We start from the raw sequence: 25,464 nt of genomic DNA on the forward strand, positions 1-25,464 counted from the left end.
GCCTGGGCGGTCTATGGGCCCGCATCAATCCCAGCTGAGCGCACCACCGGTCTGATACTCGATCACCCGCGTCTCGAAGAAGTTCTTCTCTTTCTTCAAGTCCATGATCTCGCTCATCCATGGGAACGGGTTAGTGGTTCCTGGGTACTCTTCCTTCAAACCGATCTGCGACAGGCGACGGTTGGCGATGAACTTGAGGTAGTCCTCCATCATCGCCGCGTTCATGCCCAACACGCCGCGCGGCATGGTGTCGCGGGCGTATTCGATTTCCAGTTGGGTACCCTGCAGGATCATCTGGGTCGCTTCTTCTTTCATCTCGGCATCCCACAGGTGTGGGTTTTCGATCTTGATCTGGTTGATCACATCGATACCGAAGTTCAGGTGCATCGACTCGTCGCGCAGGATGTACTGGAACTGCTCGGCGACGCCGGTCATTTTGTTGCGTCGACCCATGGACAGGATCTGGGTGAAGCCGCAGTAGAAGAAGATGCCTTCGAGCACGCAGTAGTAGGCGACCAGGTTGCGCAGCAGCTCTTTGTCGGTGTCGACGGTGCCGGTCTCGAACTTCGGATCGGAGATCGAGCGGGTGTATTTCAGGCCCCAGGCGGCTTTTTTCGCGACCGACGGGATCTCGTGGTACATGTTGAAGATCTCGCCTTCATCCATGGCCAACGATTCGATGCAGTACTGGTAGGCGTGGGTGTGGATCGCTTCTTCGAAGGCCTGGCGCAGGATGTACTGGCGGCACTCCGGGTTGGTGATCAGGCGGTACACGGCCAGGACCAGGTTGTTGGCAACCAGCGAGTCGGCGGTGGAGAAGAAGCCCAGGTTGCGCATGACGATGCGACGTTCGTCATCGGTCAGGCCTTCGGGGTTTTTCCACAGGGCGATGTCGGCGGTCATGTTGACCTCTTGCGGCATCCAGTGGTTGGCGCAGCCGTCGAGGTACTTCTGCCAGGCCCAGTCGTACTTGAAAGGCACGAGTTGGTTGAGGTCGGCGCGGCAGTTGATCATGCGTTTTTCGTCGACGGCGACGCGGGCGGACGCGCCTTCGAGCTCGGCCAGGCCTTCGGCGACGTCGAGTTTGTCGAGGGCGGCCTTGGCGCGAACGATGGCGGCGGAGTCACTGGCGGTGACGGCGCGGGCTTCGATGGCGGCGGCAGCGCCGGCACCGTCGAGGCGGTCCATGTTGGCTTCGGTGGCGTGGCCGGCGTTGGCGCCCTTGATCACCGCTGCACCGGTGTCTTCGTTGTCGACTTCATCCCAACTCAGCATTGAAAATACTCCTTCCTGATCTGTTCCGACGGTTTGTGAGGGCTGGTCACTCCGTCCAAAAAATGTATGGTTTTGCAGGCTTCAGGCATTGAAATGCTGCGCATAGTATGGTCGGCCTAAAAGCATTTTGCACACTATGTAGTGGTGGTTTTTGATTGTGGGCACACTATATGGTGTGTTTTGGCGATGGTCAACGCACAAGGCAGGTCCGGGGAATGGATACGCTAGCGATCCGCGCCGCCCCTCTGGAAGATGCCAAACGCATCTTCGAGGGACAAGAACACTGCCGCGCGGGCTTTTGAGTGAGGTATGGGCTTGCCGATGCCCAGGTCAGAAGTAATACCCGACATTCATGTACAACTGGTTCTCCCACTGATTACTGCCACCAGCCGCCAGGCTTTGCGCGTAGCTGCTGCCTCCGATATACGGGTCGTTCTTGCCGATCAGCCATTCCGTGGCAATCCACAATTTGTTGAAGGAGAACGACGTGCCGAGGATCATCCGCTGGGAGGTCTTGAACGCATCAGCGGACTTGTCGAACGCACTGTAGTTGGCGTACAGCTTCACGCCGCTGATCTGGCCGAACAGGTACTTTGCGTCAATGTCATAACTCAGATCGGCCACATACAAGTTGCCGCGACTGGCGACATTGTAAGTGCCGTCATACCCGCCCAGTGTCACCACCTCGGAGGAACCGGCATTGCGCGGTGACATCTGTTGGCGCGCAGCCTGCAATTGCACACCCCAAGGACCCTGCTTGCCACTGTAATGCACGGCCACAGCATTGCGCCGGCCGTCATTGCCGGTGTCCCTGTTTTCCAGGGTGGAGGTGAGGCCCGACACTCCCACCTCCGATTGCCATGAGCCCAGCTCCAGCATCTTGGCCACGCGTACTACGACGGTGTTGCGCTCCTGATTGTCGCTGCCGTCGGCTACATAACTGTCGGCCCCGGATACGCCGCTGGAATACGTCACGCCTTTACTGGTGCCTTTGCCTTGCCACGCCGGGCGCAGGTAGTAGCCGGCCTGGAGATTCCAGTCGCCGCGCTGCTGAATGTACTTGGCGCCAACTTGCTGTACATCTTCCAGGCCAATGACGTTGCCCAGGGTTTCGTAGAAGGTGCTGCCGAATAACGGTGCCAATCCAAACGGTACTTGGTTCAGGCCGACCTGGACCTGCTGGTCGGGGTTGAATTTGTAGCCGACCCACGCCAGCTTGGCGAACTGGATATCGCCGTAGTCCTTGGTGTATTGGTAGGGGTATGAACGGCCGTAGAAACGGTATTGGGCCTCACCGATCCAGGTGTCGGACGTGTATTGGGCACTGAGGAATACCGTGTCGAGGCCGAACTTCTGGATGTCACGGTCGGGATCAACGTCCCAACGGGCACGAATGGCGCCCCCCAGATCAAGGTTGTCGGTCACCTGGATGGCCATGGCTGGTGCCGCCAGGGTGCAGAGCAGAGCCGCGCAGGTGGATTTAAGACGCAGGGACGCGGGCAAGGACATAGGGCAGCTCTCGGTTATTTTTATTAGAGATGCCGCAAGTCTTGGTCATGGAAGTAGGGGCGACAAACGATAAAAATAGGGATCAAACCTTCTTCAAATGCATGTTACTGAGCGACGATGATAGGCATCGCCCGCAGGTTCGTGGGATGCTTGCCACTTTGTCAGTCGCTTTCGAGTCTTGTCCATGAAACGCAAAATGCCTGGTCTCAACGCCCTCAAGGCTTTCGAAGTGGCGGGGAGCACTGGCAGTTTCACCCGCGCCGCCGAACGGCTGAATGTCACCCAAAGTGCGGTCAGCCGCCAGGTACGCCAGCTAGAGGAGCAGTTGGGTGAAAGTCTGCTGGAGCGTCGCCATCATCACCTGGAACTGACCAGCGCGGGTCGGGTATTGCTGCGGGCCTTGCATCAGTCATTCGATAAAATCGAATTGACGGTGCGCAGCATCCAACAGAAAACCCATTCCAACCGGCTGCACATCAATGCACCGCCGACGTTCACTTCACGCTGGCTGATGCCGCGCCTGGGGCGTCTGCGCGAGCAACATCCGGAGCTGGAGCTGAGTATCACTACGCGGTTGCAGGACAGCCTGGGAGAAACCAGTACCCTGGACTGCGCCATTCGCTTTGGCAACGGTGAATGGGATGGCCTGGACAGCGCCTTGCTGATTCACGAGCGGCACATTGCGGTGTGTGCGCCATCGTTATATGCCCGCGAGTGCGGGGAGCAAGGCATCGACCTTGAGCGCATGACCCTCTTGCACGTATTGGCCAATGAGGATCAGCGCTACCTCACCTGGAAACACTGGCTGGATGCGGCCCGCATCACCGGCGTAGATACTCAGAGCGGGTATGAGTTCGACCTGTTGGACCTGGCGATTCGTGCCGCAATTGACGGCCTGGGGATCACCATCGCCGATTGGCACATGGTGGCCCCAGAACTGGCCAGTGGGCAGTTGACCCAGGTACTCAACGTGCATGTGGAGGGGCACCAGTCCTATTGGTTGGTGACGCGTCCGGAGCAGGCCGAGATGCCGCAATTGCAGATATTCAGCCAGTGGCTGCAGGAAGAAATCTGGTTGGCGCAGCGCCAATTGGAGCCATCTACTGCAGCATTTGGCGACTAACCTGCGTTTTATGAATGTTACTGCGCTTAATAAATCGTTTGTCCCGCCGTTGGCCGATGACAAGACTGCACGTCACTCGGATAACAACAACGATGGGCGAAACCAATGCAAATCGAGCGCAATTTTCTCAATGGTCAGTTTGTCGACCCTGCAAGCAGCGCGAGGATCGACGTTTACAACCCGGCCACAGAAGCCCTGATCGGCCAGGTCGCTGCGGCCACCGCGCAAGAAGCGGTCGCCGCGGTCACCGCTGCAGCCGTCGCCCAGAAAGCCTGGGGCAAACTCACCAGCATCGAGCGCGCCGAGCACCTGCGCGCCCTCGCTGATGCACTGCAAGGCTGCGCCGAAACCATCGGCGCAGCGCTGGCCAGCGAGTCAGGCAAAAGCCTCGATGACGCCAGCAACGAAGCCCGTTATGCCGCGCAGATCACGCGTTATCACGCTGAATGGGCGCGCCGTATCGAAGGTGAAATCATCCCCAGCGATACACCTGACGAGAATCTGTTTTTGCAACGCGAACCCATTGGTGTCGTCGCCTGCCTGATCCCGTTCAATTACCCGGTCTACACCCTGCTGCGCAAGATCGCCCCGGCGTTGATTGCGGGCAATACCGTAGTCGTTCGCCCCAGCAACAACACGCCGCTGTCGGCCTTCGCAATCGCCCGGGCGGTGGTGCAATCGGGTATGCCGGCGGGCGTGATCAACATCCTGACCATGGACCACGCCACGGCTGCCACGCTGTGTACCCACAAGGCGGTCGGGCTGATCACCCTGACAGGCAGTGTCAACGCCGGGCGTATCGTGCTGGATTACTGCAAGACCAATATCGCCAAACCATCCCTGGAGTTGGGAGGCAAGACCCCTGCGATTATTGAGGCCGACGCTGATCTGGAAGCCGCCGCCAGCGCTATCGTAGCGTCCAAGACCACCCATTGCGGCCAGTTGTGCACGGCGGTGGAGCGGGTCTACGTCCAGGCAAGCGTCCACGACCAGTTCCTGGCCCTGCTCAAGGCCAAGATCAGTGCGGTGAAATATGGCGATCGCGCCACGGATGCCGGGCTGATGGGCCCGCTGGTCAACGCCAGTTCCCGTGGGAATATCCATGCGATGGTTGAACGCGCGGTGGCGGCAGGCGCTGTGCTGGAAACGGGCGGTGTGCTGCCCCAAGGCTCGGGTCATTTCTATCCGCCGACGCTGCTCAGTGGTTGCCGCCAGGACATGGAAATCATCCAGGAAGAAATCTTTGGCCCTGTGCTGCCGGTGCTCAAGTACCACGATATCGACGAAGCGCTGGCCATGGCCAATGACCACCAGTTTGGCTTGGCATCGGTGCTCTACACCGAAAACTACCGCACGGCGATGAAAGTCGCCAACGCCATCGAAGCCGGAGAGTTGTACGTCAATCGTACGCCGGCCGATCCCTATCAGGGTTTCCATGCCGGCTGGAAACGCTCGGGCCTGGGCGGTGATGACGGTAAGCACGGCATGCTCGAATTCACCCAGACCCGCTTGGTGGTCATGAAGTATTAGGGTCACCGCTACACGTTTCAAGCTGCCTGTTGCAGGTTATGACGCGCAAGGTTTACTTGCCGCTTGTAGCCTGGCACTTGCCGCTGCCTCTATAACAACAATTATCAGGGCCCCGGATATCGGGTGCCCGAGGTCTCGAACATGTCCAAGCCTGCACCTGTTGCCCAGGGTTTTGACGCCGCGTCTGCGGCCCCCCACGACACCGCCAGTCGCTATTTCCAATTGATGTTGCTGGTACTGGCCGCCGGGGCGATCTACCCGATTCTCTATCTGCGCCAGGTCTACCAGACCACGATGCTCGATGTATTCCAGATCAGCCACACTGAACTGGGCTATCTGTACTCGATGCTGGGCACGATCTTCTTGCTCAGCTACCTGCCCAGCGGCTGGTTGGCGGATCGCCTGCCGCCGCGTTTCCTGATCTTCTTCTCGCTGGTGGCCACGGGTGTACTTGGCCTGTGGTACTCCACGGTGCCGTCGATGACCGGCTTGATGATCATCTTCGGTTGCTGGGGCCTGACCACAGGCCTGACTTTTTGGGCATCGGTGCTCAAGCGCGTGAAGATGATTGCCCACCGGAGCGAGCAGGGCCGTTTCTTTGGCATTCTTGACGGTGGCCGAGGCCTGGTGGAGGCCTTGCTCGCGACGGTTGCGCTGGGTTTGTTCGCTTACGCCACCGAGACCCGCAGCCAATCGGCGGCCGAAGGTTTCAAGCAGGTGGTGTATCTGTATTCGGTGGTGTGTATCGCAATCGGCTGCGTGCTGGTGCTGATCAAGGACCCGAAGTCCATGCAAGAAGCCGCGCCAGTGCAAGAGGGCACGTTCAACCTGATCACCGACCTCAAGACGCTGATGAAAATCCCCGAACTGTGGCTGGTGACGGCCATTGTGTTCTGCGGCTATCACATGTTCTGGGCCACCTATAGTTTTTCCGACTACTTGCAAGGCAGCGGCATGACCGCCGTGATGGCTGGCACCATCACCACCATCAAGCTTTGGATGCGGCCCATTGGCGGTATCGGCGGTGGCTGGCTGGGGGACAAGTTCTCGAATATTTCGGTACTGGTCGTCGCCTTGGCACTCGTGACCCTGGCGATGGTCGGCTTGATTGTGTTCCCGGGGTTCAACAGCCTCGGCTTGTTGATTGGCACGGTGATTTTTATCGGCCTGCTGACCTATGCCATTCGCGGCTTGTACTGGGCAATCCTCGACAGCTGTGAGATCCCGCTGCGGATCACCGGCTTGGCCATCGGCATCGTCTCGGTGGTGGGTTACCTGCCCGACACCTTTATCCCGCTGATCAACGGCTACCTCACCGAAACCTATCCAGGTGCGGTCGGTTACAACTTGTACTTCGGCTACATCGCCTTTATCGGCGTGCTCGGGACCCTCGCGGCCCTGGCCCTGCGCGCCAGAATCAATCGTAAAAAACTGAACCAGACAGGTGCCTGAGATGAAAATCGTCGCCCTTGAAACCCATATCGTTGCCGTGCCGCCTCCACACATCGGCGGCATGTACTGGCTATTCGTCAAGCTCAAGACTGACTGCGGCATTGAGGGGGTCGGCGAAATCTACGCCGCTACGTTTGGCCCCAAGGCCATGCTGCCGATCATTGAAGACGTGTTTGAACGCTATCTGCTCAACCATGACCCGCACCATATCGAGCGCTTCTTCCGCCAGGCCTATTCCAGTGGTTTCACCCAACGCCCGGACTTGACAATGATGGGCGTGGTCAGCGGCCTGGAAATGGCTTGCTGGGACATCATCGGCAAGGCCGCGAACAAGCCGGTGTACGAATTGCTCGGCGGCAAAGTGAATGAGCGCCTGCGTTCCTACACCTACCTGTACCCGGTCAACAGCCAGGGTGAGTACGACTACGACGACCCGGATCTGGCTGCCGAATGCGCGATTGAAAACATGAACAAGGGCTTCACTGCGGTGAAGTTCGACCCGGCAGGCCCTTACACCGCGTATTCGGGTCATCAGATTTCCCTTGAAGTGCTGGAACGCTGCGAAACCTTCTGTCGCAAGATCCGCGAAGCGGTGGGTGACAAATGCGACCTGCTGTTCGGGACGCATGGGCAGATGGTGCCGTCGTCAGCGATTCGCCTGGCCAAACGTCTGGAAAAGTACGATCCGCTGTGGTTTGAAGAGCCTGTGCCGCCAGGCCAGGAGGACGCCATGGCGCAAGTCGCAGCCAAGACCAGTATTCCGATTGCCACCGGTGAACGGCTGACCACCAAGTACGAATTTTTCAAGCTGTTGCAGGCCGGCGGTGCGTCCATCTTGCAGATGAACGTGGCCCGCTGCGGCGGCCTGCTCGAGGCCAAGAAGATCGCCAGCATGGCCGAGGCGTACTACGCACAAATTGCACCGCATCTGTACAACGGCCCGATTGGCGCCGCGGCGAGTTTCCAACTGGCGACGTGCACGCCGAATTTCCTGATTCAGGAAAGCATCATGACCTGGGGCGGGTTCCACGCCCAAGTGCTGACCAAACCGTTGCAATGGGAAGACGGCTACATCATCCCGTCAACCGAGCCGGGCCTTGGGGTGGAGTTGAACATGGAAGTAGTCCGTCGACATTCGCCGTATACCGGCGGGCGCCTGCACTTGCAAATGGCGCCTGCTCCGGTCGACGTCAAAGACACCTCGCCCGCCAAGGGCTGATGAGCTGCCCCGTCCGGTCACGGGCGGGCTTTGTAAAACGACTTACGCGGTAACTGTGCATGACTTACGACTACATCATTGCGGGCGCTGGCGCCGCAGGCTGCATCCTGGCCAACCGACTCTCCGCATCGGGCGAGTATTCGGTATTGTTGCTGGAGGCCGGCGGTAAAGACAGTTCCTGGTGGTTCAAGATTCCGGTCGGCTTCGCCAAAATGTATTACAACCCGACCTTCAACTGGATGTATTACAGCCAGCCGCAAAAACAACTGGCCGACCGTGCCATCTATGCCCCGCGTGGCAAAGTGCAGGGCGGTTCCGGTTCGATCAACGCAATGATTTACGTGCGCGGCCAGGCTCATGATTTCGACGACTGGGCCGCCAATGGCAATGATGGCTGGGGCTTTGACGAGGTGCTGCCGTACTTCCGCAAGCTGGAAACCCACCCGCTGGGTGACACCCCGTATCACGGCGGCAGCGGTCCCATCAGCATTACGCCGATGAGAGGCCAGACCCACGCGATCTGTGACGTGTTTCTCCAGGGGTGTGAACAGCTGGGCTATGGCCAAAGCGACGACTTCAATGGGCCGGACTTTGAAGGCGCGGGCCTCTATGACGTCAATACCCGTAACGGACAGCGTTGTTCCAGCAGCTTTGCCCACCTGCATCCGGCGTTGAGCCGCACGAACCTGACGTTGGAGCACTATGCGTTGGTGGACCGTGTGCTGTTTGACGATCAGCAACGCGCTACTGGCGTCGCCATCACCCAACGTGGCGTGGCACGCACCTTTACTGCACGCAAGGAAGTGATCCTGTGTGCCGGTGCGGTGGATACGCCGAAGATCCTGCAACTGTCGGGTGTTGCCGACCAACAGCTGTTGGCCGAGCACCACATCCCGTTGGTCAAGCACCTGCCGGCGGTGGGGGAGAATCTGCAGGATCACCTGTGCGTCAGCTATTACTACAAAGCCAATATCCCGACCCTGAACGATGAGCTCAGCTCGTTGTTCGGCCAATTCAAACTGGGCCTCAAGTACCTGCTGACCCGTAAGGGAGCCCTGGCCATGAGTGTCAACCAGGCGGGCGGTTTTTTCCGTGGCAACGACGCGCAGGCGCATCCCAACCTGCAGCTGTACTTCAACCCGCTGTCGTACCAGATCCCGAAAAACAACAAGGCCAGCCTCAAGCCCGAGCCATATTCAGGCTTTCTGTTGTGCTTTAACCCGTGCCGGCCTACCAGCCGGGGGACTATTCGTATCGCATCGAGGAATCCGCGGGATGCCGCCTTGATCGATCCCAACTACCTGAGCACCCAAAAAGACATCGATGAGGTGATCCAGGGCAGCCGATTGATGCGCAAGATCATGCAGGCGCCGGCACTCAAGGGCATTACCGTGGCTGAAGTCTTGCCTGGGACCGCGGTGGAAAGTGACGAGCAAATGCTGCAGTACTTTCGCGAGAACAGCGGTTCGATCTACCACCTGTGCGGATCCTGCGCCATGGGCTCGGATCCGCAGGTCTCGGTGGTAGACAAGCGCTTGAAGGTGCATGGGATCGAGGGCCTGCGGATTGTCGATGCATCAATCTTCCCGAATGTCACTTCAGGCAATACTCATGCGGCGGTGCTGATGGTAGCGGAGAAGGGCGCGGATCTGATTTTGCAGGATGCTGAACGGGGTTAATAACGACGTGGCAAGGCATCGGTTGAAAAAGAACATGGTACGGCGCCGGGATATTAAATAGAATGAATCTCATTTGAGACTCACTCGCGCCGCGCAGGGTTTGCTTGTATGACTGATGCCGTATCGCCAACGCCCGCCACAGAGCCCAGCAGCCTGCATACGTTATATCGCGACCACCGCAGTTGGCTGGAAAACTGGCTGCGACGGCGCTTGGGCAATGCCTGGGATGCGGCTGACCTCAGCCAGGATACGTTCTTGCGTGTACTGGCCAGTGCCCAGCCGATTCCCGACCTGCAGGAGCCCCGGGCTTATCTGGTGACAGTGGGCAAGCGTCTGCTGGTCAATTTCCACCAACGTCGCAGCCTGGAGCAGGCCTACCTGAATGCCCTGGCGCGTTTGCCGCAAGACTGCGTACCGTCTCCCGAGCAGCGCTGGTTGTTACTGGAAACCCTGCAAGCGTTGGATGAACTGCTTGATGGCTTGCCGCCGGCGGTACGTCGGGCATTTCTCTGGAGCCAGCTGGAAGGCCTGGGTTATCGAGCGATTGCCGAGCGGCTCAAGGTCTGCGAGCGCACGGTCAAGCGCTATATGGCCCAGGCCTATGAACATTGCCTGTTGGTGGAGCTGTGAGCCGCACCGCACCGGATGTCGCCCGGGCGGCGGCGCAGTGGTTGGCGTTGCTCGAGTCTGGCTGTGCCACCGAACGCGATCACGCGGGCTTGCAGCAATGGCGCGACAACCACCCGCAACACGAACAGGCCTGGCAGAAAGCGCAGCTGTTGCGCCAGCGCTTTGCCGATTTGCCATCCACCCTGGCGCTGGCCAGCCTTGACCGGCCGCAACCGGGGCGTCGCGCGGTACTCAAGCGCGCACTCGGCGTGGCGGCATTGATACCCTCGGTGTGGTTGCTCGGCCGCCAGTTGCCCCTCGACGTCTGGCGTGCCGACCTGCATACCGCCACGGGCGAGCGCAAACGGGTGCCGTTGGCAGACGGCAGCCAACTGCAGTTGAACACGGCCAGCGCCGTGGATGTGGACCTGGGTCGGCGCAGCCTACGCTTGCTGGATGGCGAGTTGGCGCTGACGGTCCCAGGCGCTGCCCCGTTGACGGTGCAGACGCGCTATGGCCAGGTGATTGCCAGCCAGGCTGAGGTCTGCGTGCGCCAGTTGGCCGAGGGTTGCCAGGTGTCCGTGCTCAAGGGAAGCGTGCAAGTGTTCGACCTGCGCGGGCACAGCAGCCTGTTACGCGCCGGGCAACAAGCGCGCCTGCAGGCAACGGGGCTTGGCGCATCGATCAGGTTTGATGTCTTGCAATTAGGTTGGCGCGACGGGGTGTTGACTGCTCGGAACCAGCGGTTGGGCGACTTTCTGCGCGAATTGGCACGCTATCGCCCTGGCGTCCTGCGCTGGGACCCGAGCCTGGAAACCTTGCGCGTCACTGGCAGTTACCGCCTGGAAGACACCGACCGCATCCTGGACTTGTTGGCCTCGAGCCTGGCGCTGGAGGTGCATGCGCGCACCCGGTACTGGGTGACATTGGCGCCGCGCAGAAAACTGGCCTGAGGGCTGATGCTGATCAGTCAAGGGAAGGCGATGCTCAAGATGGCGAAAATCAAATGTGGGAGCTGTCGAGCCTCGCGGAGCGAGACAGCTCCCACACTGTTCTGCTGCGCCTGTAGGATTTGTGGCCCTTAACTGACGGCATTTAGCCTTAGTACTGTCCCTTTTTTTCGCTTCGCCTGTCATCCAAGGCAAGTGAACGAAAACAGAGAGCCTTTTAATGCCCGTCGTCCCGCCATCATTGCTGCGTTTGAGTCTGTTGCTGAGCCTGAGTGCCAGCCCGTTGTGTATTCCTGTGAGCTGGGCCGAGGACGCGGCCCGGCGCAGCTTCCAGGTGCCGGCGGGTAGCCTGGACAGTGCCTTGACCCGCTTCGCCGGGCTGGCCGGGGTCAATCTGTCGGTGGACCCGGCGCTGGTCAGCGGCCTTCGCAGCACCGGTATTTCCGGTAATTTTGCCGTCGAGGAAGGTTTCGCTCGTCTGCTGCAGGGCTCCGGCCTGCAGCTGCAGGCGCTGGGCAATCGCGCTTATACCCTGATCCCTGCTCCGCAAAGCGGCACGTATCAGCTACCGGCGACCTCGATTCTCGGTGCCAGCACCACACCGGTCGCCGAAACCTATGCCGGTGATCAAGTCACCCGCAAAGGCGCCCAAGGCCTGTTGGGGGAGGGCGACTTCATGGATACGCCTTTCAACCTCACGTCCTACACCGCTAAAGCAGTGAAAAACCTTCAGGCCCGCACCCTCGGTGAAATGGTCGCCAGCGATCCGTCAGTGCGCATTACCAACCCGGCGGGCGGGCGGTTTGAGCAGTTCTCCGTGCGCGGCTTCAGTCTGTTTAACAGTGATGTGTCTTACGGCGGCCTATATGGCGTGCTACCGACGTATGCCATCGACATGGAAATGGTCGAACGGGTCGATATTCTCAAGGGGCCCGGCGCGCTGCTCGGTGGCATCGCGCCCCGTGGCAGTGTGGGTGGCGGTATCAACATCGAGCCCAAGCGCGCAGCAGATGCACCGCTGACCGAGTTCACCGGCAGCTATGCCTCGGCCGGGCAATTCGGCGGGGCAGTGGACATCGGTCGACGCTTTGGTGATGAACAGCAGTTTGGCGTGCGTTTCAACGGCGTGAAGCAGTCCGGTGATACCGAGTGGGATCACCAGAAGGTTGATCGGGAGATGAGCGTGATCGGCCTGGATTTTCGCAAGGAGCGCGTGCGCCTGTCCCTTGACCTGGGCCGTCAGGAGCGCACGGCCGACGCCCCGCAGGAACGGGTTGAAGTTGCCAGGGGCAGTGTGATGCCCAAGGCCCGCGATATCCGTGACAATTTCGCCCAGTCCTGGACCACCTCCCATACCAAGGACACCTTTGGCGCGCTTCGTGGTGAGTTCGATGTCAGCGATTCATTAATGGTCTACGCCGCTGCAGGGGCGCGCAAAGGCAACTATGGCTTCCTGCGCCATGGTGTGCAGGCGACCCAGAGCAACGGTGACTTCACCGTGGTGCCGCGCAGTTTTCGGCGCGATGAAGACGTCAAGACCGTCACGGTTGGTGCCCGCAGTTGGTTCAACACCGGGCCGATAGGGCACACGATCAACGTCAGCCTCAACCGTTTCAATATGGATTTCGACAACGCCGGCGAGCGCTATACCCCCGGCAAGAGCAACCTCTACAACCCGGTCGAGTTGCCCCATCCAGGCCAGGCGGTGCGCTGGGACACCAGTACCCACACCGAAAACCGCTTCACCAGCCTGGCCCTGGCGGACACCCTGAGCTTTCTGGATGACCGTGTCTTGCTGACACTCGGCGCACGCTTGCAAAAGGTACAAGTGACGTCCTGGAGCAATGGCGTGAAAGATCAGCCGCAGTACGACGAGCAAGCCACCTCGCCGGCTCTGGGGCTGGTGGTGAAAGTCACCGAGCAACTGTCTTTGTACACCAACTACATGGAAGGCTTGAGCCAGGGTGAAACCGCGCCTTCGAGCGGGGTACGCAACGAGAACGCGATCTTCCCGCCGACCAAGAGCAAGCAGGTGGAAGTCGGCGCCAAGTACGACATGGGCAACTTCGGCATGAGCGCCAGTGTGTTCCAGATCAAGCAGCCGGCCTATGGCATCGATGCCGAGGGGTTCTTCAAGCCCAATGGCGAGCTGCGAAACCAAGGTGTGGAGTTGAACGTGTTTGGGGAACCCGCCAAAGGCCTGCGTTTGCTGGGCGGTGTGATGCTGCTCGACAGCGAGCAAACCAAGACTGCCCAAGGCCTGACGGATGGCAAGCGCGGCACCGGCGCTCCAGTGGCCAACGTCAATCTAGGCGCCGAATGGGACGTCGAACGCCTGCAAGGCTTGACCCTGACCGCCCGTGCCATTCACACCGGTGCGCAATACCTGGACGCCGCCAACCAGCAGAAAATCGACGACTGGGAACGCTACGACCTGGGCGCACGCTACAGCTTCAAGCTGAACGAAAAGCCGGTCACTCTGCGCGCCACCGTGGAGAACGTACTGAACACCACCTATTGGGCTTCGGCCGCCACCTCCAGCGACAGCGCCCCAGGCTTGACCCTGTCGACACCGCGCACCTGGCTGGTCTCGGCGACGATAGGTTTCTGATCGACGCCGCGGGTGGCCTGGTCGTTCCCCGACACGTGGGAACGATCAGTGCGCGGCGCCTTCAGCGGTTGAGCAAACTGCGCTCCATGCGCGCAATCCCTTCCTCGAGCAGTGCCCTCGGGCAGCCGAAATTCAAGCGCACGAACTGCTGGCTGTCATCGCCAAATTCCACGCCGGCACTCAAGCCGACCTTGGCCTGCTTCAAGAAGAACTGCTGCGGGTCGCTGAGCCCCAGTGCGCTGCAGTCCAGCCAGGCCAGGTAGGTGCCTTGAGGGGCATGCATCACCACGCCCGGCAAGCGGTTGCGCACCGCATCCAGCAGATAGTCGCGATTGCCTTGCAGGTATGCCACCAGCGCCTGCAGCCATTCGCCGCATTGGCTGTAGGCCGCCCAAGTGGCTTCCAGCCCCAGCGGGCTGACGCTGTCGACCATGCCACGGCGAGCCTTGTTGAAGCGCTCGCGAATATCCGGGTCCTGAATCACCGCAAAACAGGTTTTCAAGCCTGCCACGTTGTAAGCCTTGCTCGCCGACATCAGAGTAATGGTGCGCCGGGCAATCTCCGGGCTCAGCGATGCCGTAGGGATATGCCGGCGACCGTCAAAACACAGCTCGGCGTGAATTTCATCGGAAATGATCAGCGCGCCATGCGCAAGGCATTCGGTGGCCACGGCGAGCAATTCTTCGCGAGGGAACACCTTGCCGATCGGGTTGTGGGGGTTGCTCAGCAGCAGGGCGCCTGCGCCTTTCAATGCCTGGCGCAAGGCCGGCAGCGGCGTCAGGTACTCGCCCTGGTCGTTCAGCTCGAACGGTACCTCGATCTTCGGTAAATCCCAGTTGCCCGCCGCATGGCGCAACGGCGCATAGTTGGGCGTCTGCAAGACCACCGACTGGCCTGGCGCGACAAACGCGTTCAAGGCCATGTTGAAGCCTGGTTCTACGCCGGGCAGGAACAGCAATTCATCGGGTTGCACGCGCCAGGCGTACTTGTTCCATAGATCGGCCACAATCGCTTCGCGCACCTGTGGGCGAGCCACGCTGTAGCCGAGCATCTGCTGGTCCAGGCGCTGGTGCAGCACCTTAAGGATCGCCTCTGGTGCAGCGATGTCCATGTCGGCAATCCACATCGGCAGGACGTCTTCGGGGTAGCGACTCCATTTGGTGCTGCCGGTGCCGAAACGGGGATGGATCGTATCGAAATCAAAGCTCATGAGGGCGCTCGTGTCAGGAAGGCTGGCGACAAATGAGGCTGATTCTAACCCCATACACCCCGTACACCAGTGCTGATTGTCAGCCGGCCTGGTAGGCCATCAGTTGTTCCAGCGACACAATCCTGATCGTGCGCCGCTGTACCTCGATCAACCGGCTTTCCACCAGCCGATGGAGGATGCGTGAAAATGTCTCCGGTTGAATCCCCAGTTTTGATGCCACCAGACGCTTGGGCACTTGCAATACCACGTCACCGCTGACGGCGTCGCGCTCCTGGAACAGAAAGTTGATCACCCTGCGGCTGGCATTGGCCAGGGTCAGGGTGTCGATGTCCTTGAGTCGTTGATGCAGGTGGAGGCTCATGGTCCCCAGGATCGCCAGGCAGATTTGCGGCTGGTCCTCCAGGGCCTTGCGATAGTGATGCCCCTCGATGCTCACCAGCACGCTGTCCTTGAGGGCCGTCGCGCTGACCGGATAAGCCTTGGCCTGGCTGAATAGCAAGGCTTCGGCAAAGGTCTGGCCAGGGCAGATGACTTCTACCAGATGCTCCTGGCCTTCGCCGGTGACGCGGTGCAGTTTGATCTGGCCGCTGATCAAGAGGAAAAAGCGCGTGGCGGAATCACCCTGATGCACCAGGGTCGTGTGGCCAGGCAGGCGCTTGAGATTGGCCAGGCTGCACACATCCTGGAAGATTTTTTCCGGCAATGGGCTGAACAGATGATGCCGGCGCAGGGTTAAAACAATGGATGGATGGGTCAGCATGGCGTACCTCCGCTCGCGTCCATGGTAGGACCTGGGCGTGGTGCGGGCTATGCCTCGTTGGAGGTACATGTGCGTTGCTGCGGTCACGGCTTCTGGTGGTTTTGCCATATACCTGTGTCTTCAAAGTTCTTGAAAGGGCTGGCCCTTAATGCCGAGCCTTTCCAGGAGAAGTTGTATTGGCCTGACACTGATCGTGAAGAGATGAAGATCTTCCAGCAAAGTGGAACCGATGAGGGCCGTGACAACGCATACACACCGCTTCCCCAAACCTCAAGAAACCTGCCGCAAATGCTCCATGGCCCAAACCGCCGCTTCCACCCGTGAGCGCAACCCCAGTTTGTGCAGGAGATTCTTCACATGCACTTTCACCGTGCCTTCCGTAATCCCCAACTTGTGCCCTATGACTTTGTTGCTGTACCCGCCAGCAATGGTCTTGAGTACCTGCCGCTCACGCTCGGTCAGCTCGATGCCGGCATGGGGCTGAGGTGAACGCAACGCCTGGGCCAGCACACGCGTCAGGCCAGGGCTGATCACCAGCGCGCCGTGGAGAGCGTCGCGGATGTACTGAATCAGCAACTCCGGCTCCATGTCCTTGAGCAAATAACCGTTGGCGTCCAGGCGCAGGGCATCCCGGATATCATCCTCGGCATCCGACACCGTAAACAGCAGCACCTTGCCGCCATACGCCATGGCTCGCAGGCGGCGCAAGGTTTCCAGGCCGTTCATCTGCGGCATGTTGTTGTCCAGCAGCACCAGGTCCGGTTGCAGCGACTCGATCTGCTCCAGGGCTTCTGCACCGTTGCCGGCTTCGCCGACCACTTGCAGATCGTCTTCCAGTTCGAACATCTGGCGCATGCCGTGGCGCATCATCGGGTGGTCGTCTACCAGCAGGATGCGATGCGGCTGTGGGGTGTTCATGACGGGCTACCTTCTTGTAGGGAGTGCCCGAGGAATTCCGGGCGAAACAGCAATTGCACCCGGGTGCCCTGGGGCTCGCGCGACGAGATATCGAGCTGGCCGCGCAGGCTGCGCGCGCGTTCGTCCATGATGGTCAGGCCGTGGTGTTCGCGCTGATCCACTGCACCACTGAAGCCGCGACCATCGTCTTCGATGCTCAAGTTCACGCTCTCGCCGTTCTGGCGCAGTTGCAGCCAGGCGTTTTGCGCGTGGGCGTGGCGCAGGCAGTTGGACAGGGCTTCACGGGTGATTTGCAGCAGATGAATCTGTTCGCTGGCCGACAACTGAAAGGCCAGGGCATCGACCTGCAGATGCACCTGGAATTCGCCGCGCCGGGAGAACTCCTCGGCAGTGTCCTTGAGTTCTTGCACCAGCCCTGCATCGTGAATTTGCAGGCGAAATGTGGTGAGCAATTCGCGCAATTGCCGATAGGCATTGTTCAGGCCTTCGCGCAGTTCGCCGGTGACGGTCTCCAGGGTTTGCGCAGGCTCGCCACGGCGCAGCAAGGTCTGCATGCGACTGACTTGCAGCTTCATGTACGACAATGCCTGGGCCAGGGAGTCGTGCAGTTCACGGGCGATGATGGTGCGCTCGTCCAGCAGCAACAGACGGTGGTCCTGTTCGCGCTGGCGCTTGAGGGACAGCGAGGTGCCGATCAGGTTGGCCAGGGCCTGGATCAGTTGTTTTTCCCAGTCCTGGGGCGCATGCCCGTCGATAAAATGTGCCTTGAGTTCCCCCAGTTCCGCGCCCTGGTTGCTGATGCTGAACACCTGTGGCGGGGCGACGTGATGCCGCTCGCAGGTGGCGCAATCGCCAATGGCGCAAACGTTGCGGCTGTTCTCGCCATGTAGTGCGAGCATTTGCTGCGCAGGCGCCAGGAAGTGACCCTGCAGGCACAACGACAGACGCAGGCCCGGAAGGCGTTTCTGGAAGCGCCGGATCAATTCATCCAGACCTTCGGCGTTGGCCAGGCGCGTGGCCAGGCTGCGGCTGCTCTCGTACAGCAGTTCGAGCGCGGCGTTGGCCTGTTGCAGGTTAAGGGTCTTGTGCTGCACCTGGCGTTCCAGGGTGCGGTGTGATTCTTCGATGGTTTCGGCCAGGGCGTTGAAACTCAGCGCCAACTGGCCCAGTTCATCCTGTGAGCGGTGATTGACCCGCGTCTTATAGTCGCCATCGCGAAAACGCCGGGTGGCGTCCACCAACTCCTTCAAGGGCGTGACCACGCCGTACTGCAGTTCATACAGGCCGACCAGCAGGATGATCAGCGTGCTGAACAGCGCCAGGCCCTGGATCAGTTGCTGCCAGCTTTGTTTATGTTCGCTCTGCTGCTGCAGCAGGCTGACGAATTTATTGAGCTGCTCGACAAACGCTGGCGCGCGGTCGCGGAAAAACGCACCGTCGCCGCGCTCGATGGCCGGGCGCAGTTGTTCGTTCCAGTGCTGCTGGATCTGCCGATAGCTCTGTTGCAGGGCGCTGTGGGGGCCGTCTTCCAGCACTGCCTTGAGGGACTGGCTGTCCAGGCGTTTTTGCAGGCTTTGGGTGATCGCCTGAATCTCAGCCTCCTCGGCGTTGGCGGCGATTTTCCAGCTCAGGTGGTAAGTCTCCATGCGCACGGAGCCAGCGGTATTGATCGCCGCGCCGTCACCCTGGCTGAACCAGGCAATCAGACCGGCGCTCAAGGAACTGGCCAGCGCCAGGATCGCAATCAGGATCACCGCGAGGCCGGCGCGAGCGGGCAGGGAGCTGCGCAGCCAGTCAAGCATCACGGCGTAATCGAAGAGCAATAAACAGCAGCATGGCGGCACCGGGCACGGACAACAGCATTGGATGATGCAATCCCTGGCGCACTACCTCTAAAGAGTTGCCGACGAACCCGCCCACGGGAAAAGGCCGGCACAAGAGATCAATCCATTGATAAATAAAGGTTTTCTCTTGTTTTTTGGCCTACCTCCTTAGAGGTAGTGGGGCCAAGCATAGGCCAATACCCCCATGGCGGACGTTGACCTGAGTCAAGTTGTGCAAGGACTGCGCCCCTAACCTGCGCCCATGGATTCACTTCTGGGAGCGCAAACCGTGACTCAACCCCGTGTAAAACAAGGCCTCGTGCTGGGCATGAGTACACTGGCCTTCACCGTCTGCTTTATGGTCTGGATGATGTTCGCCGTACTCGGCGTGCCGATCAAAGAGCTTTTGCAACTCAACGAAACCCAATTCGGCCTGCTGGCCGCAACTCCGGTGTTGACCGGTTCCCTGGTGCGTCTGCCACTGGGTCTGCTGACCGACCGCTTCGGTGGGCGCATTGTGTTCTTTGTATTGATGCTGACCTGCGTGTTGCCGCTGTACCTGATCACCTACGCCACCGCCTTCTGGCAGTTCCTGGTGCTGGGGTTGTTTGTCGGCCTGGCCGGCGGCTCGTTCTCGGTGGGTATCGCCTACGTCGCAAAATGGTTCGACAAAGACAACCAGGGCTTTGCCATGGGCGTATTCGGCGCTGGCAACGCCGGCGCGGCAGTAACCAAATTCCTTGCCCCAGCTCTGATTGCCCTCGGCACCTGGCACCTGGTGCCCAAGGTGTTCAGCGCGATCCTGTTTATCACCGCGCTGCTTTTCTGGTTCCTCACCAGCGAAAACAAGGCCCATCGCAGTGCCGGCGGCGCCACCTTGCGCGAGCAACTGCTGTGCCTCAAGGACCCGGCCGTGTGGCGCTATTGCCAGTACTACTCGATTGTGTTCGGCGGCTATGTGGCCCTGGCGCTGTGGGCGACCAAGTACTACGTACAGGAATACGGTTTCAGCCTGCAAAGTGCAGCGCTGCTGGCCGCGTGTTTTTCCCTGCCCGGTGGCGTGCTGCGTGCGGTGGGTGGCTGGATGTCCGACCGCTGGGGCGCGCAAAGCGTGACCTGGTGGGTGCTGTGGGTGAGCTGGATCTGCCTGTTTCTGCTCAGCTACCCGCAGACCCAACTGCAGGTCATGACCGTCAATGGTCCGCTGGATTTGCATATCGGCCTCAACGCCACGCTGTTCACCGTGTTGCTGTTTGTGATGGGCATCGCCTTCGCGTTCGGCAAAGCCTCGGTGTTCAAGTACATCGCCAACGACTACCCGCAAAACATGGGTGCGGTGTCGGGCATCGTCGGCCTGGCCGGCGGTCTCGGGGGCTTCGTGCTGCCGATTATGTTTGGCGCCCTGGTGGACCTCACCGGCGTGCGCTCCTCCTGCTTCATGTTGATGTACGGCGTGGTCTGGGTGTCCCTGGCCTGGATGTACTTCAGTGAAATCCGCAAGCAGCCGCTGATGGGCAAGGCCCCGGCGGCCCAGTCTCTCCAAGGAGAATCCGCATGACTATCGCGCAAAAGCCCGTTTCGGGCCCGGTGATCCACGACTGGCGCCCTGAAGACCCGGCGTTCTGGGGTGCCAGCGGCAAACAGACCGCCACCCGCAACCTGTGGATCTCGATTCCGGCGCTGTTGTTGGCTTTCGCTGTATGGATGGTCTGGAGCACGGTGATCGTGCGCCTGAACGCCATCGGCTTCCGCTTTACCACCGACCAACTGTTCTGGCTGGCCGCCTTGCCCGGATTGTCCGGCGCCACCTTGCGGGTGTTCTACTCGTTCATGGTGCCGATCTTCGGCGGGCGTCGCTGGACTGCCTTGAGTACGGCCTCGTTGTTGATCCCATCGCTGTGGATGGGTTTTGCGGTGCAGGACCCTGGCACGCCTTACAGCGTATTCGTGCTGATCGCGCTGCTGTGCGGTTTCGGCGGCGGCAACTTCGCCTCCAGCATGTCCAATATCAGCTTCTTCTATCCCAAGTCCCAGCAAGGCACGGCTTTGGGCCTGAACGCCGGCCTGGGTAACCTGGGCGTGTCGGTGATGCAGTTTTGCGTGCCGCTAGTGATTACCTTCGGTGTGTTCGGCCTGCTGGGCGGCCAGCCGCAAACCCTGGAGGACGGCAGCCAACTGTGGCTGCAGAACGCCGGTTTCATCTGGGTGCCGTTCATCGTTGCCGTGACCGTATTCGCCTGGTTCGGCATGAATGATCTGTCCAGCGCTCGTGCTTCGTTCAGCGAGCAGGCGGTGATCTTCAAGCGCAAGCACAACTGGCTGATGTGCTGGTTGTACCTGGCAACTTTCGGCTCGTTCATCGGTTTCTCGGCGGCGTTCCCACTGCTGATCAAAACCTCGTTCCCGGACGTGATCGCCCTCAAGTTCGCCTTTCTCGGCCCGCTGGTCGGCGCCCTGGTCCGGCCTTTGGGCGGTTGGCTGGCAGACAGGCTGGGCGGTGCGCGGGTGACCTTGTGGAACTTCGTGTTGATGATCGTGATGGTGTTCGGTGTGCTGCATTTTCTGCCAGCGAACGGGCAGGGCGGCAACTTCTACGGTTTCCTTGGCATGTTCATGCTGCTGTTCATCACCACCGGCGTAGGCAACGGTTCGACCTTTCGCATGATCCCGGTGATCTTCCGCACTCAGCATGAAAAAGCCAGCGCCGGCAAACCCGCCGCCGTGCGTGAGCAAGCCCTCAAGGACGCCAGCAAGGAGTCTGCGGCAGTGCTGGGCTTCAGCTCGGCGATGGGCGCCTTCGGTGCGTTCTTCATTCCCAAGACCTTTGGCTCGTCCATGGCCTACACCGGCAGCCCGGCACTGGCCTTCTACATGTTCGTCGGCTTCTACCTGAGCTGCATTGTCGTGACCTGGTGGTGGTATGCGCGCAAAGGCGCCGAGACCCCCTGCTGAGTCGACCCCGAATTCAAACCTTGCGTGGGCGGGGCACAGAACCCCGCAGCAAGCCTGAGAGGAAAGCACCATGAGTCATCTACTCGATCAACTGCGGTTCTTTAATCGCAAGCAAGACGAATTCTCTGAAGGTCACGGCGAGACCCGCAAAGAGTCCCGCGACTGGGAGAACGTCTACCGTTCGCGCTGGCAGTACGACAAGATCGTGCGTTCCACCCACGGGGTGAACTGCACCGGTTCCTGCTCGTGGAAGATCTACGTGAAGAATGGCCTGATCACGTGGGAAACCCAGCAGACCGACTATCCGCGCACCCGCAACGACTTGCCCAACCACGAGCCGCGCGGCTGCCCGCGTGGGGCGAGCTACAGCTGGTATATCTACAGCGCCAACCGCCTCAAGTACCCGAAAATCCGCAAGCCGCTGCTCAAGCTGTGGCGCGAGGCGCGCCTGACCCTGTCGCCGGTCGAGGCGTGGGCCAGTATCGTCGAGGACAAAGCCAAGGCCGACTCCTACAAGAGCAAGCGCGGCATGGGTGGCTTCATCCGCTCCAACTGGGATGAAGTCAACGAGATCATCGCCGCCTCCAACGTCTACACCATCAAGCAATACGGCCCCGACCGTATCGTCGGCTTCTCGCCGATCCCGGCCATGTCGATGGTCAGTTACGCAGCCGGTTCGCGTTACCTGTCGCTGATCGGCGGCGTGTGCCTGAGCTTCTACGACTGGTACTGCGACCTGCCACCGGCTTCGCCAATGGTCTGGGGCGAGCAGACCGACGTACCGGAGTCGGCTGACTGGTACAACTCCAACTACATCATTGCCTGGGGCTCCAACGTCCCGCAGACCCGTACCCCAGACGCGCACTTCTTCACCGAGGTGCGCTACAAGGGCACCAAGACCGTGGCGATCACGCCCGACTATTCGGAAGTGGCCAAGCTCACCGACCTGTGGCTAAACCCCAAGCAGGGCACCGACGCTGCGCTGGCCCAAGCTTTCAACCACGTGATCTTCAAGGAATTTCACCTGGATAAGCCGAGTGCGTATTTCACCGATTACGCCAAGCGCTTCACCGACTTGCCGGTGCTGGTGATGCTCAAGCCGATGCTCGGCACCGCGCCGGGCGCAGGCTTCCAGCCCGACCGCTTCCTGCGCGCCAGCGATCTGACCGGCAACCTGGGCCAAGACAACAACCCGGAATGGAAAACCATTGCCCTCGACGAGAGCGGCGAATTGGTCTCACCCCAAGGTTCCATCGGCTACCGCTGGGGCGAGAAGGGCAAGTGGAACATTCTGGCGAAAGAGGGCGGCGAAGGGCGTGAGATCGACCTCAAGCTCAGCCTGATCGGCGACGACGTTGCCGAAGTGGCGTTCCCGTATTTTGCCGGCCAATCCCACGAGCATTTCCAGCACGTGGCTGGCGATGCCGTGCAGTTTCGCCGGGTGCCGGTGCACAGCGTGACCCTGGCTGATGGCAGCGTGGCTAAAGTCGCCACGGTATTTGACCTGTCCGCCGCCAACCTGGCCATCGACCGTGGCCTGGGCGGCAGCAACGTGGCCAAGGACTACGACGACGCCAGCGTACCGGGTACTCCGGCCTGGCAGGAAGCGATCACCGGTGTCAGCCGCGAGAAAGCCATCCAGATCGCCCGTGAGTTTGCCGATAACGCCGACAAGACCCGTGGGCGTTCGATGATCATTGTCGGCGCGGCGATGAACCACTGGTACCACATGGACATGAACTACCGCGGGCTGATCAATATGCTCATGCTCTGCGGTTGCGTCGGCCAGACCGGTGGCGGATGGGCGCATTACGTGGGCCAGGAAAAACTGCGTCCGCAGTGCGGCTGGCTGCCCCTGGCGTTCGGCCTGGACTGGAATCGTCCGCCACGCCAGATGAACGGCACCAGTTTCTTCTACGGCCATAGCTCGCAGTGGCGCCACGAGAAGATGAGCATGCACGACATCCTCTCGCCGCTGGCCGACAAGTCGCAGTTCCCCGAGCATGCGCTGGACTACAACATCCGCGCCGAGCGCGCCGGCTGGTTGCCGAGCGCCCCACAGCTGAACACCAACCCGTTGCATATCTGTCGCGACGCCGCTGCCGCGGGCATGGACCCAAAAGACTACGTGGTCAAGTCCTGGCAGGACGGCAGCCTGCGCTTTGCCTGCGAGCAGCCGGACAACCCGGTGAACTTCCCGCGCAACATGTTTATCTGGCGCTCCAACCTGCTGGGTTCTTCCGGTAAAGGCCATGAGTACATGCTCAAGTATCTGCTGGGCACCAAGAACGGGGTGATGAACGAAGACATTGGCCACAGCAGCGAGTGCAAGCCGACCGAGGCCGAATGGGTTGAAGACGGCGCCATCGGCAAACTCGACCTGGTGACCACCCTGGACTTTCGCATGTCCTCGACGTGCGTGTATTCCGACATCGTCCTGCCGACCGCTACCTGGTACGAAAAAGACGACATGAACACCTCGGACATGCACCCGTTCATCCACCCGCTGTCGGCGGCGATTGATCCGGCATGGGAGTCGCGTTCCGACTGGGAAATCTACAAGGGTATCGCCAAGGCGTTCTCGGCCATGTCGGTCGGGCACCTGGGTGTCGAAAAAGACCTGGTCACCGTGCCGCTGATGCATGACAGCGTTGGCGAGCTGGCGCAACCCTTTGGCGGCACCGACTGGAAAAGCGCCGGCGTGGCACCGCAACCGGGCAAGAATGCGCCGAACATGGCGGTGGTGGAGCGCGACTACCCGAACATCTACAAGCAGTTCAGTTCCCTGGGGCCGCTGCTGGAAAAACTCGGCAATGGCGGCAAAGGCATCAACTGGAACACTGATGAAGAGGTTGAGTTTCTTGGCGAGCTGAACCACCACGAAAATGACGCGGGCATCAGCCACGGCCGGCCAAAAATCGACACGGCCATCGATGCGGCCGAGGTGATCCTGTCCCTGGCCCCGGAAACCAACGGCAAGGTCGCGCTCAAGGCCTGGGCGGCACTGTCGGAATTCACCGGCATCGACCACAGCCACCTGGCGATTTCCAAGGCCCATGAAGCCATTCGTTTCCACGATATCCAGGCGCAGCCGCGCAAGATCATTTCCAGCCCGACCTGGTCTGGCCTGGAAGACGAACACGTGAGCTACAACGCCGGCTACACCAACGTCCATGAAAACATCCCATGGCGCACCATCACCGGTCGCCAGCAGTTCTATCAGGATCACCCGTGGATGCAGGCGTTCGGCGAGCAGTTGATGAGCTACCGGCCACCGGTCAACACCCGCACCATCGAAGGCGTGAAGGGCAAGCGCAGCAATGGCGAGACCGAAATCGTGCTGAACTGGATCACCCCGCACCAGAAATGGGGCATCCACAGCACCTACAGCGACAACCTGCTGATGCTCACCCTGAGCCGTGGCGGCCCGATTGTGTGGCTCTCGGAGATCGACGCCAAGCGCGCCGGGATCGAGGACAACGACTGGATCGAATGCTTCAACGTCAACGGCGCCCTGACTGCCCGTGCGGTGGTCAGCCAGCGGGTCAAGGAAGGCATGGTGATGATGTACCACGCCCAGGAGCGCATCGTGAACGTGCCCGGTTCCGAAACCACCAAGACCCGTGGCGGCCACCACAACTCGGTGACCCGCGTGGTGCTCAAGCCGACCCACATGATCGGCGGCTATGCCCAGCAGGCCTATGGTTTCAACTATTACGGCACGGTTGGTTGCAACCGCGATGAATTCGTCGTGGTGCGCAAGATGGCCAAGGTCGACTGGCTTGATGGTTCCACCGGCGATGACTTGCCGCGTCCACTGCCGACCGATATCGAGGAGAACTGA

General features: G+C 60.4%; 17 protein-coding genes. 11 read left to right on the forward strand and 6 right to left on the reverse strand.

Going from position 1 to position 25,464, the window contains the following annotated elements:
* Positions 1-24: 24 nt before the first annotated feature.
* Together OQ460_RS10525 and OQ460_RS10530 are read right to left on the reverse strand one after the other, a co-directional pair.
* Positions 25-1,275, reverse strand: coding sequence for a ribonucleotide-diphosphate reductase subunit beta (locus OQ460_RS10525; RefSeq protein ID WP_150294091.1), 1,251 nt, complete (start codon positions 1,273-1,275; stop codon positions 25-27).
* Positions 1,276-1,605: 330 nt separating this feature from the next.
* The gene (locus OQ460_RS10530; protein WP_410021738.1) at positions 1,606-2,784 is read right to left on the reverse strand and encodes a hypothetical protein; all 1,179 of its coding nucleotides are present in this window, start codon (positions 2,782-2,784) and stop codon (positions 1,606-1,608) included.
* Between the two features lie 184 nt (positions 2,785-2,968).
* On the opposite strand from OQ460_RS10530, the gene OQ460_RS10535 reads away from it, so the two are divergent.
* The 8 genes from OQ460_RS10535 to OQ460_RS10570 all read left to right on the forward strand — a co-directional run bounded on the left by OQ460_RS10535 (position 2,969) and on the right by OQ460_RS10570 (position 13,957).
* Positions 2,969-3,907, forward strand: coding sequence for a LysR substrate-binding domain-containing protein (locus tag OQ460_RS10535; protein WP_410021739.1), 939 nt, complete (start codon positions 2,969-2,971; stop codon positions 3,905-3,907).
* A 105-nt stretch (positions 3,908-4,012) separates the two neighbouring features.
* On the forward strand, positions 4,013-5,437 hold the full coding sequence (gene aldA / locus OQ460_RS10540; RefSeq protein ID WP_410021740.1) for an aldehyde dehydrogenase: 1,425 nt from the start codon (positions 4,013-4,015) through the stop codon (positions 5,435-5,437).
* A gap of 141 nt (positions 5,438-5,578) precedes the next feature.
* Entirely contained in the window at positions 5,579-6,889 is a 1,311-nt protein-coding gene (locus tag OQ460_RS10545) for an MFS transporter (RefSeq protein WP_410021741.1), read from the forward strand.
* A 1-nt stretch (position 6,890) separates the two neighbouring features.
* Entirely contained in the window at positions 6,891-8,108 is a 1,218-nt protein-coding gene (locus OQ460_RS10550) for a mandelate racemase/muconate lactonizing enzyme family protein (protein WP_410021742.1), read from the forward strand.
* A gap of 59 nt (positions 8,109-8,167) precedes the next feature.
* Positions 8,168-9,787 (forward strand): GMC family oxidoreductase, encoded by a 1,620-nt coding sequence (locus OQ460_RS10555; RefSeq protein WP_410021743.1) that lies wholly within the window; start codon positions 8,168-8,170, stop codon positions 9,785-9,787.
* A gap of 108 nt (positions 9,788-9,895) precedes the next feature.
* Positions 9,896-10,417 carry a sigma-70 family RNA polymerase sigma factor gene (locus OQ460_RS10560; protein WP_410021744.1) on the forward strand — a complete coding sequence of 174 codons (522 nt, stop codon included), beginning with the start codon at positions 9,896-9,898 and terminating at the stop codon, positions 10,415-10,417.
* Positions 10,414-11,349: a FecR domain-containing protein gene (locus OQ460_RS10565; RefSeq protein WP_410021745.1), complete on the forward strand. Its 936-nt coding sequence runs from the start codon at positions 10,414-10,416 to the stop codon at positions 11,347-11,349. The genes OQ460_RS10560 and OQ460_RS10565 overlap by 4 nt, the downstream gene beginning before the upstream one ends.
* Positions 11,350-11,566: 217 nt before the next feature.
* Entirely contained in the window at positions 11,567-13,957 is a 2,391-nt protein-coding gene (locus tag OQ460_RS10570) for a TonB-dependent siderophore receptor (protein WP_410021746.1), read from the forward strand.
* A gap of 61 nt (positions 13,958-14,018) precedes the next feature.
* On the opposite strand, the gene OQ460_RS10575 is transcribed toward OQ460_RS10570, so the two are convergent.
* The 4 genes from OQ460_RS10575 to OQ460_RS10590 all read right to left on the reverse strand — a co-directional run bounded on the left by OQ460_RS10575 (position 14,019) and on the right by OQ460_RS10590 (position 18,647).
* Positions 14,019-15,167 carry a MalY/PatB family protein gene (locus OQ460_RS10575; RefSeq protein WP_410021747.1) on the reverse strand — a complete coding sequence of 383 codons (1,149 nt, stop codon included), beginning with the start codon at positions 15,165-15,167 and terminating at the stop codon, positions 14,019-14,021.
* Between the two features lie 79 nt (positions 15,168-15,246).
* Positions 15,247-15,927 carry a Crp/Fnr family transcriptional regulator gene (locus OQ460_RS10580; protein WP_410021748.1) on the reverse strand — a complete coding sequence of 227 codons (681 nt, stop codon included), beginning with the start codon at positions 15,925-15,927 and terminating at the stop codon, positions 15,247-15,249.
* A gap of 270 nt (positions 15,928-16,197) precedes the next feature.
* Positions 16,198-16,845, reverse strand: coding sequence for a two-component system response regulator NarL (narL, locus tag OQ460_RS10585; RefSeq protein WP_410021749.1), 648 nt, complete (start codon positions 16,843-16,845; stop codon positions 16,198-16,200).
* Positions 16,842-18,647 carry a HAMP domain-containing protein gene (locus tag OQ460_RS10590; RefSeq protein WP_410021973.1) on the reverse strand — a complete coding sequence of 602 codons (1,806 nt, stop codon included), beginning with the start codon at positions 18,645-18,647 and terminating at the stop codon, positions 16,842-16,844. Before OQ460_RS10590 ends, narL begins: the two co-directional genes overlap by 4 nt.
* Before the next feature lie 310 nt (positions 18,648-18,957).
* Between OQ460_RS10590 and OQ460_RS10595 the strand changes: the two genes are divergently transcribed.
* From OQ460_RS10595 to OQ460_RS10605, 3 genes are all read left to right on the forward strand, one after another.
* On the forward strand, positions 18,958-20,226 hold the full coding sequence (locus OQ460_RS10595; protein WP_410021750.1) for an MFS transporter: 1,269 nt from the start codon (positions 18,958-18,960) through the stop codon (positions 20,224-20,226).
* The gene (locus OQ460_RS10600) at positions 20,223-21,620 is read left to right on the forward strand and encodes a NarK family nitrate/nitrite MFS transporter (RefSeq protein ID WP_410021751.1); all 1,398 of its coding nucleotides are present in this window, start codon (positions 20,223-20,225) and stop codon (positions 21,618-21,620) included. Before OQ460_RS10595 ends, OQ460_RS10600 begins: the two co-directional genes overlap by 4 nt.
* Positions 21,621-21,690: 70 nt before the next feature.
* On the forward strand, positions 21,691-25,464 hold the full coding sequence (locus OQ460_RS10605; RefSeq protein WP_410021752.1) for a nitrate reductase subunit alpha: 3,774 nt from the start codon (positions 21,691-21,693) through the stop codon (positions 25,462-25,464).

Source organism: Pseudomonas imrae, assembly GCF_046352735.2.
GTDB classification, from domain to species: Bacteria; Pseudomonadota; Gammaproteobacteria; order Pseudomonadales; family Pseudomonadaceae; genus Aquipseudomonas; species Aquipseudomonas imrae.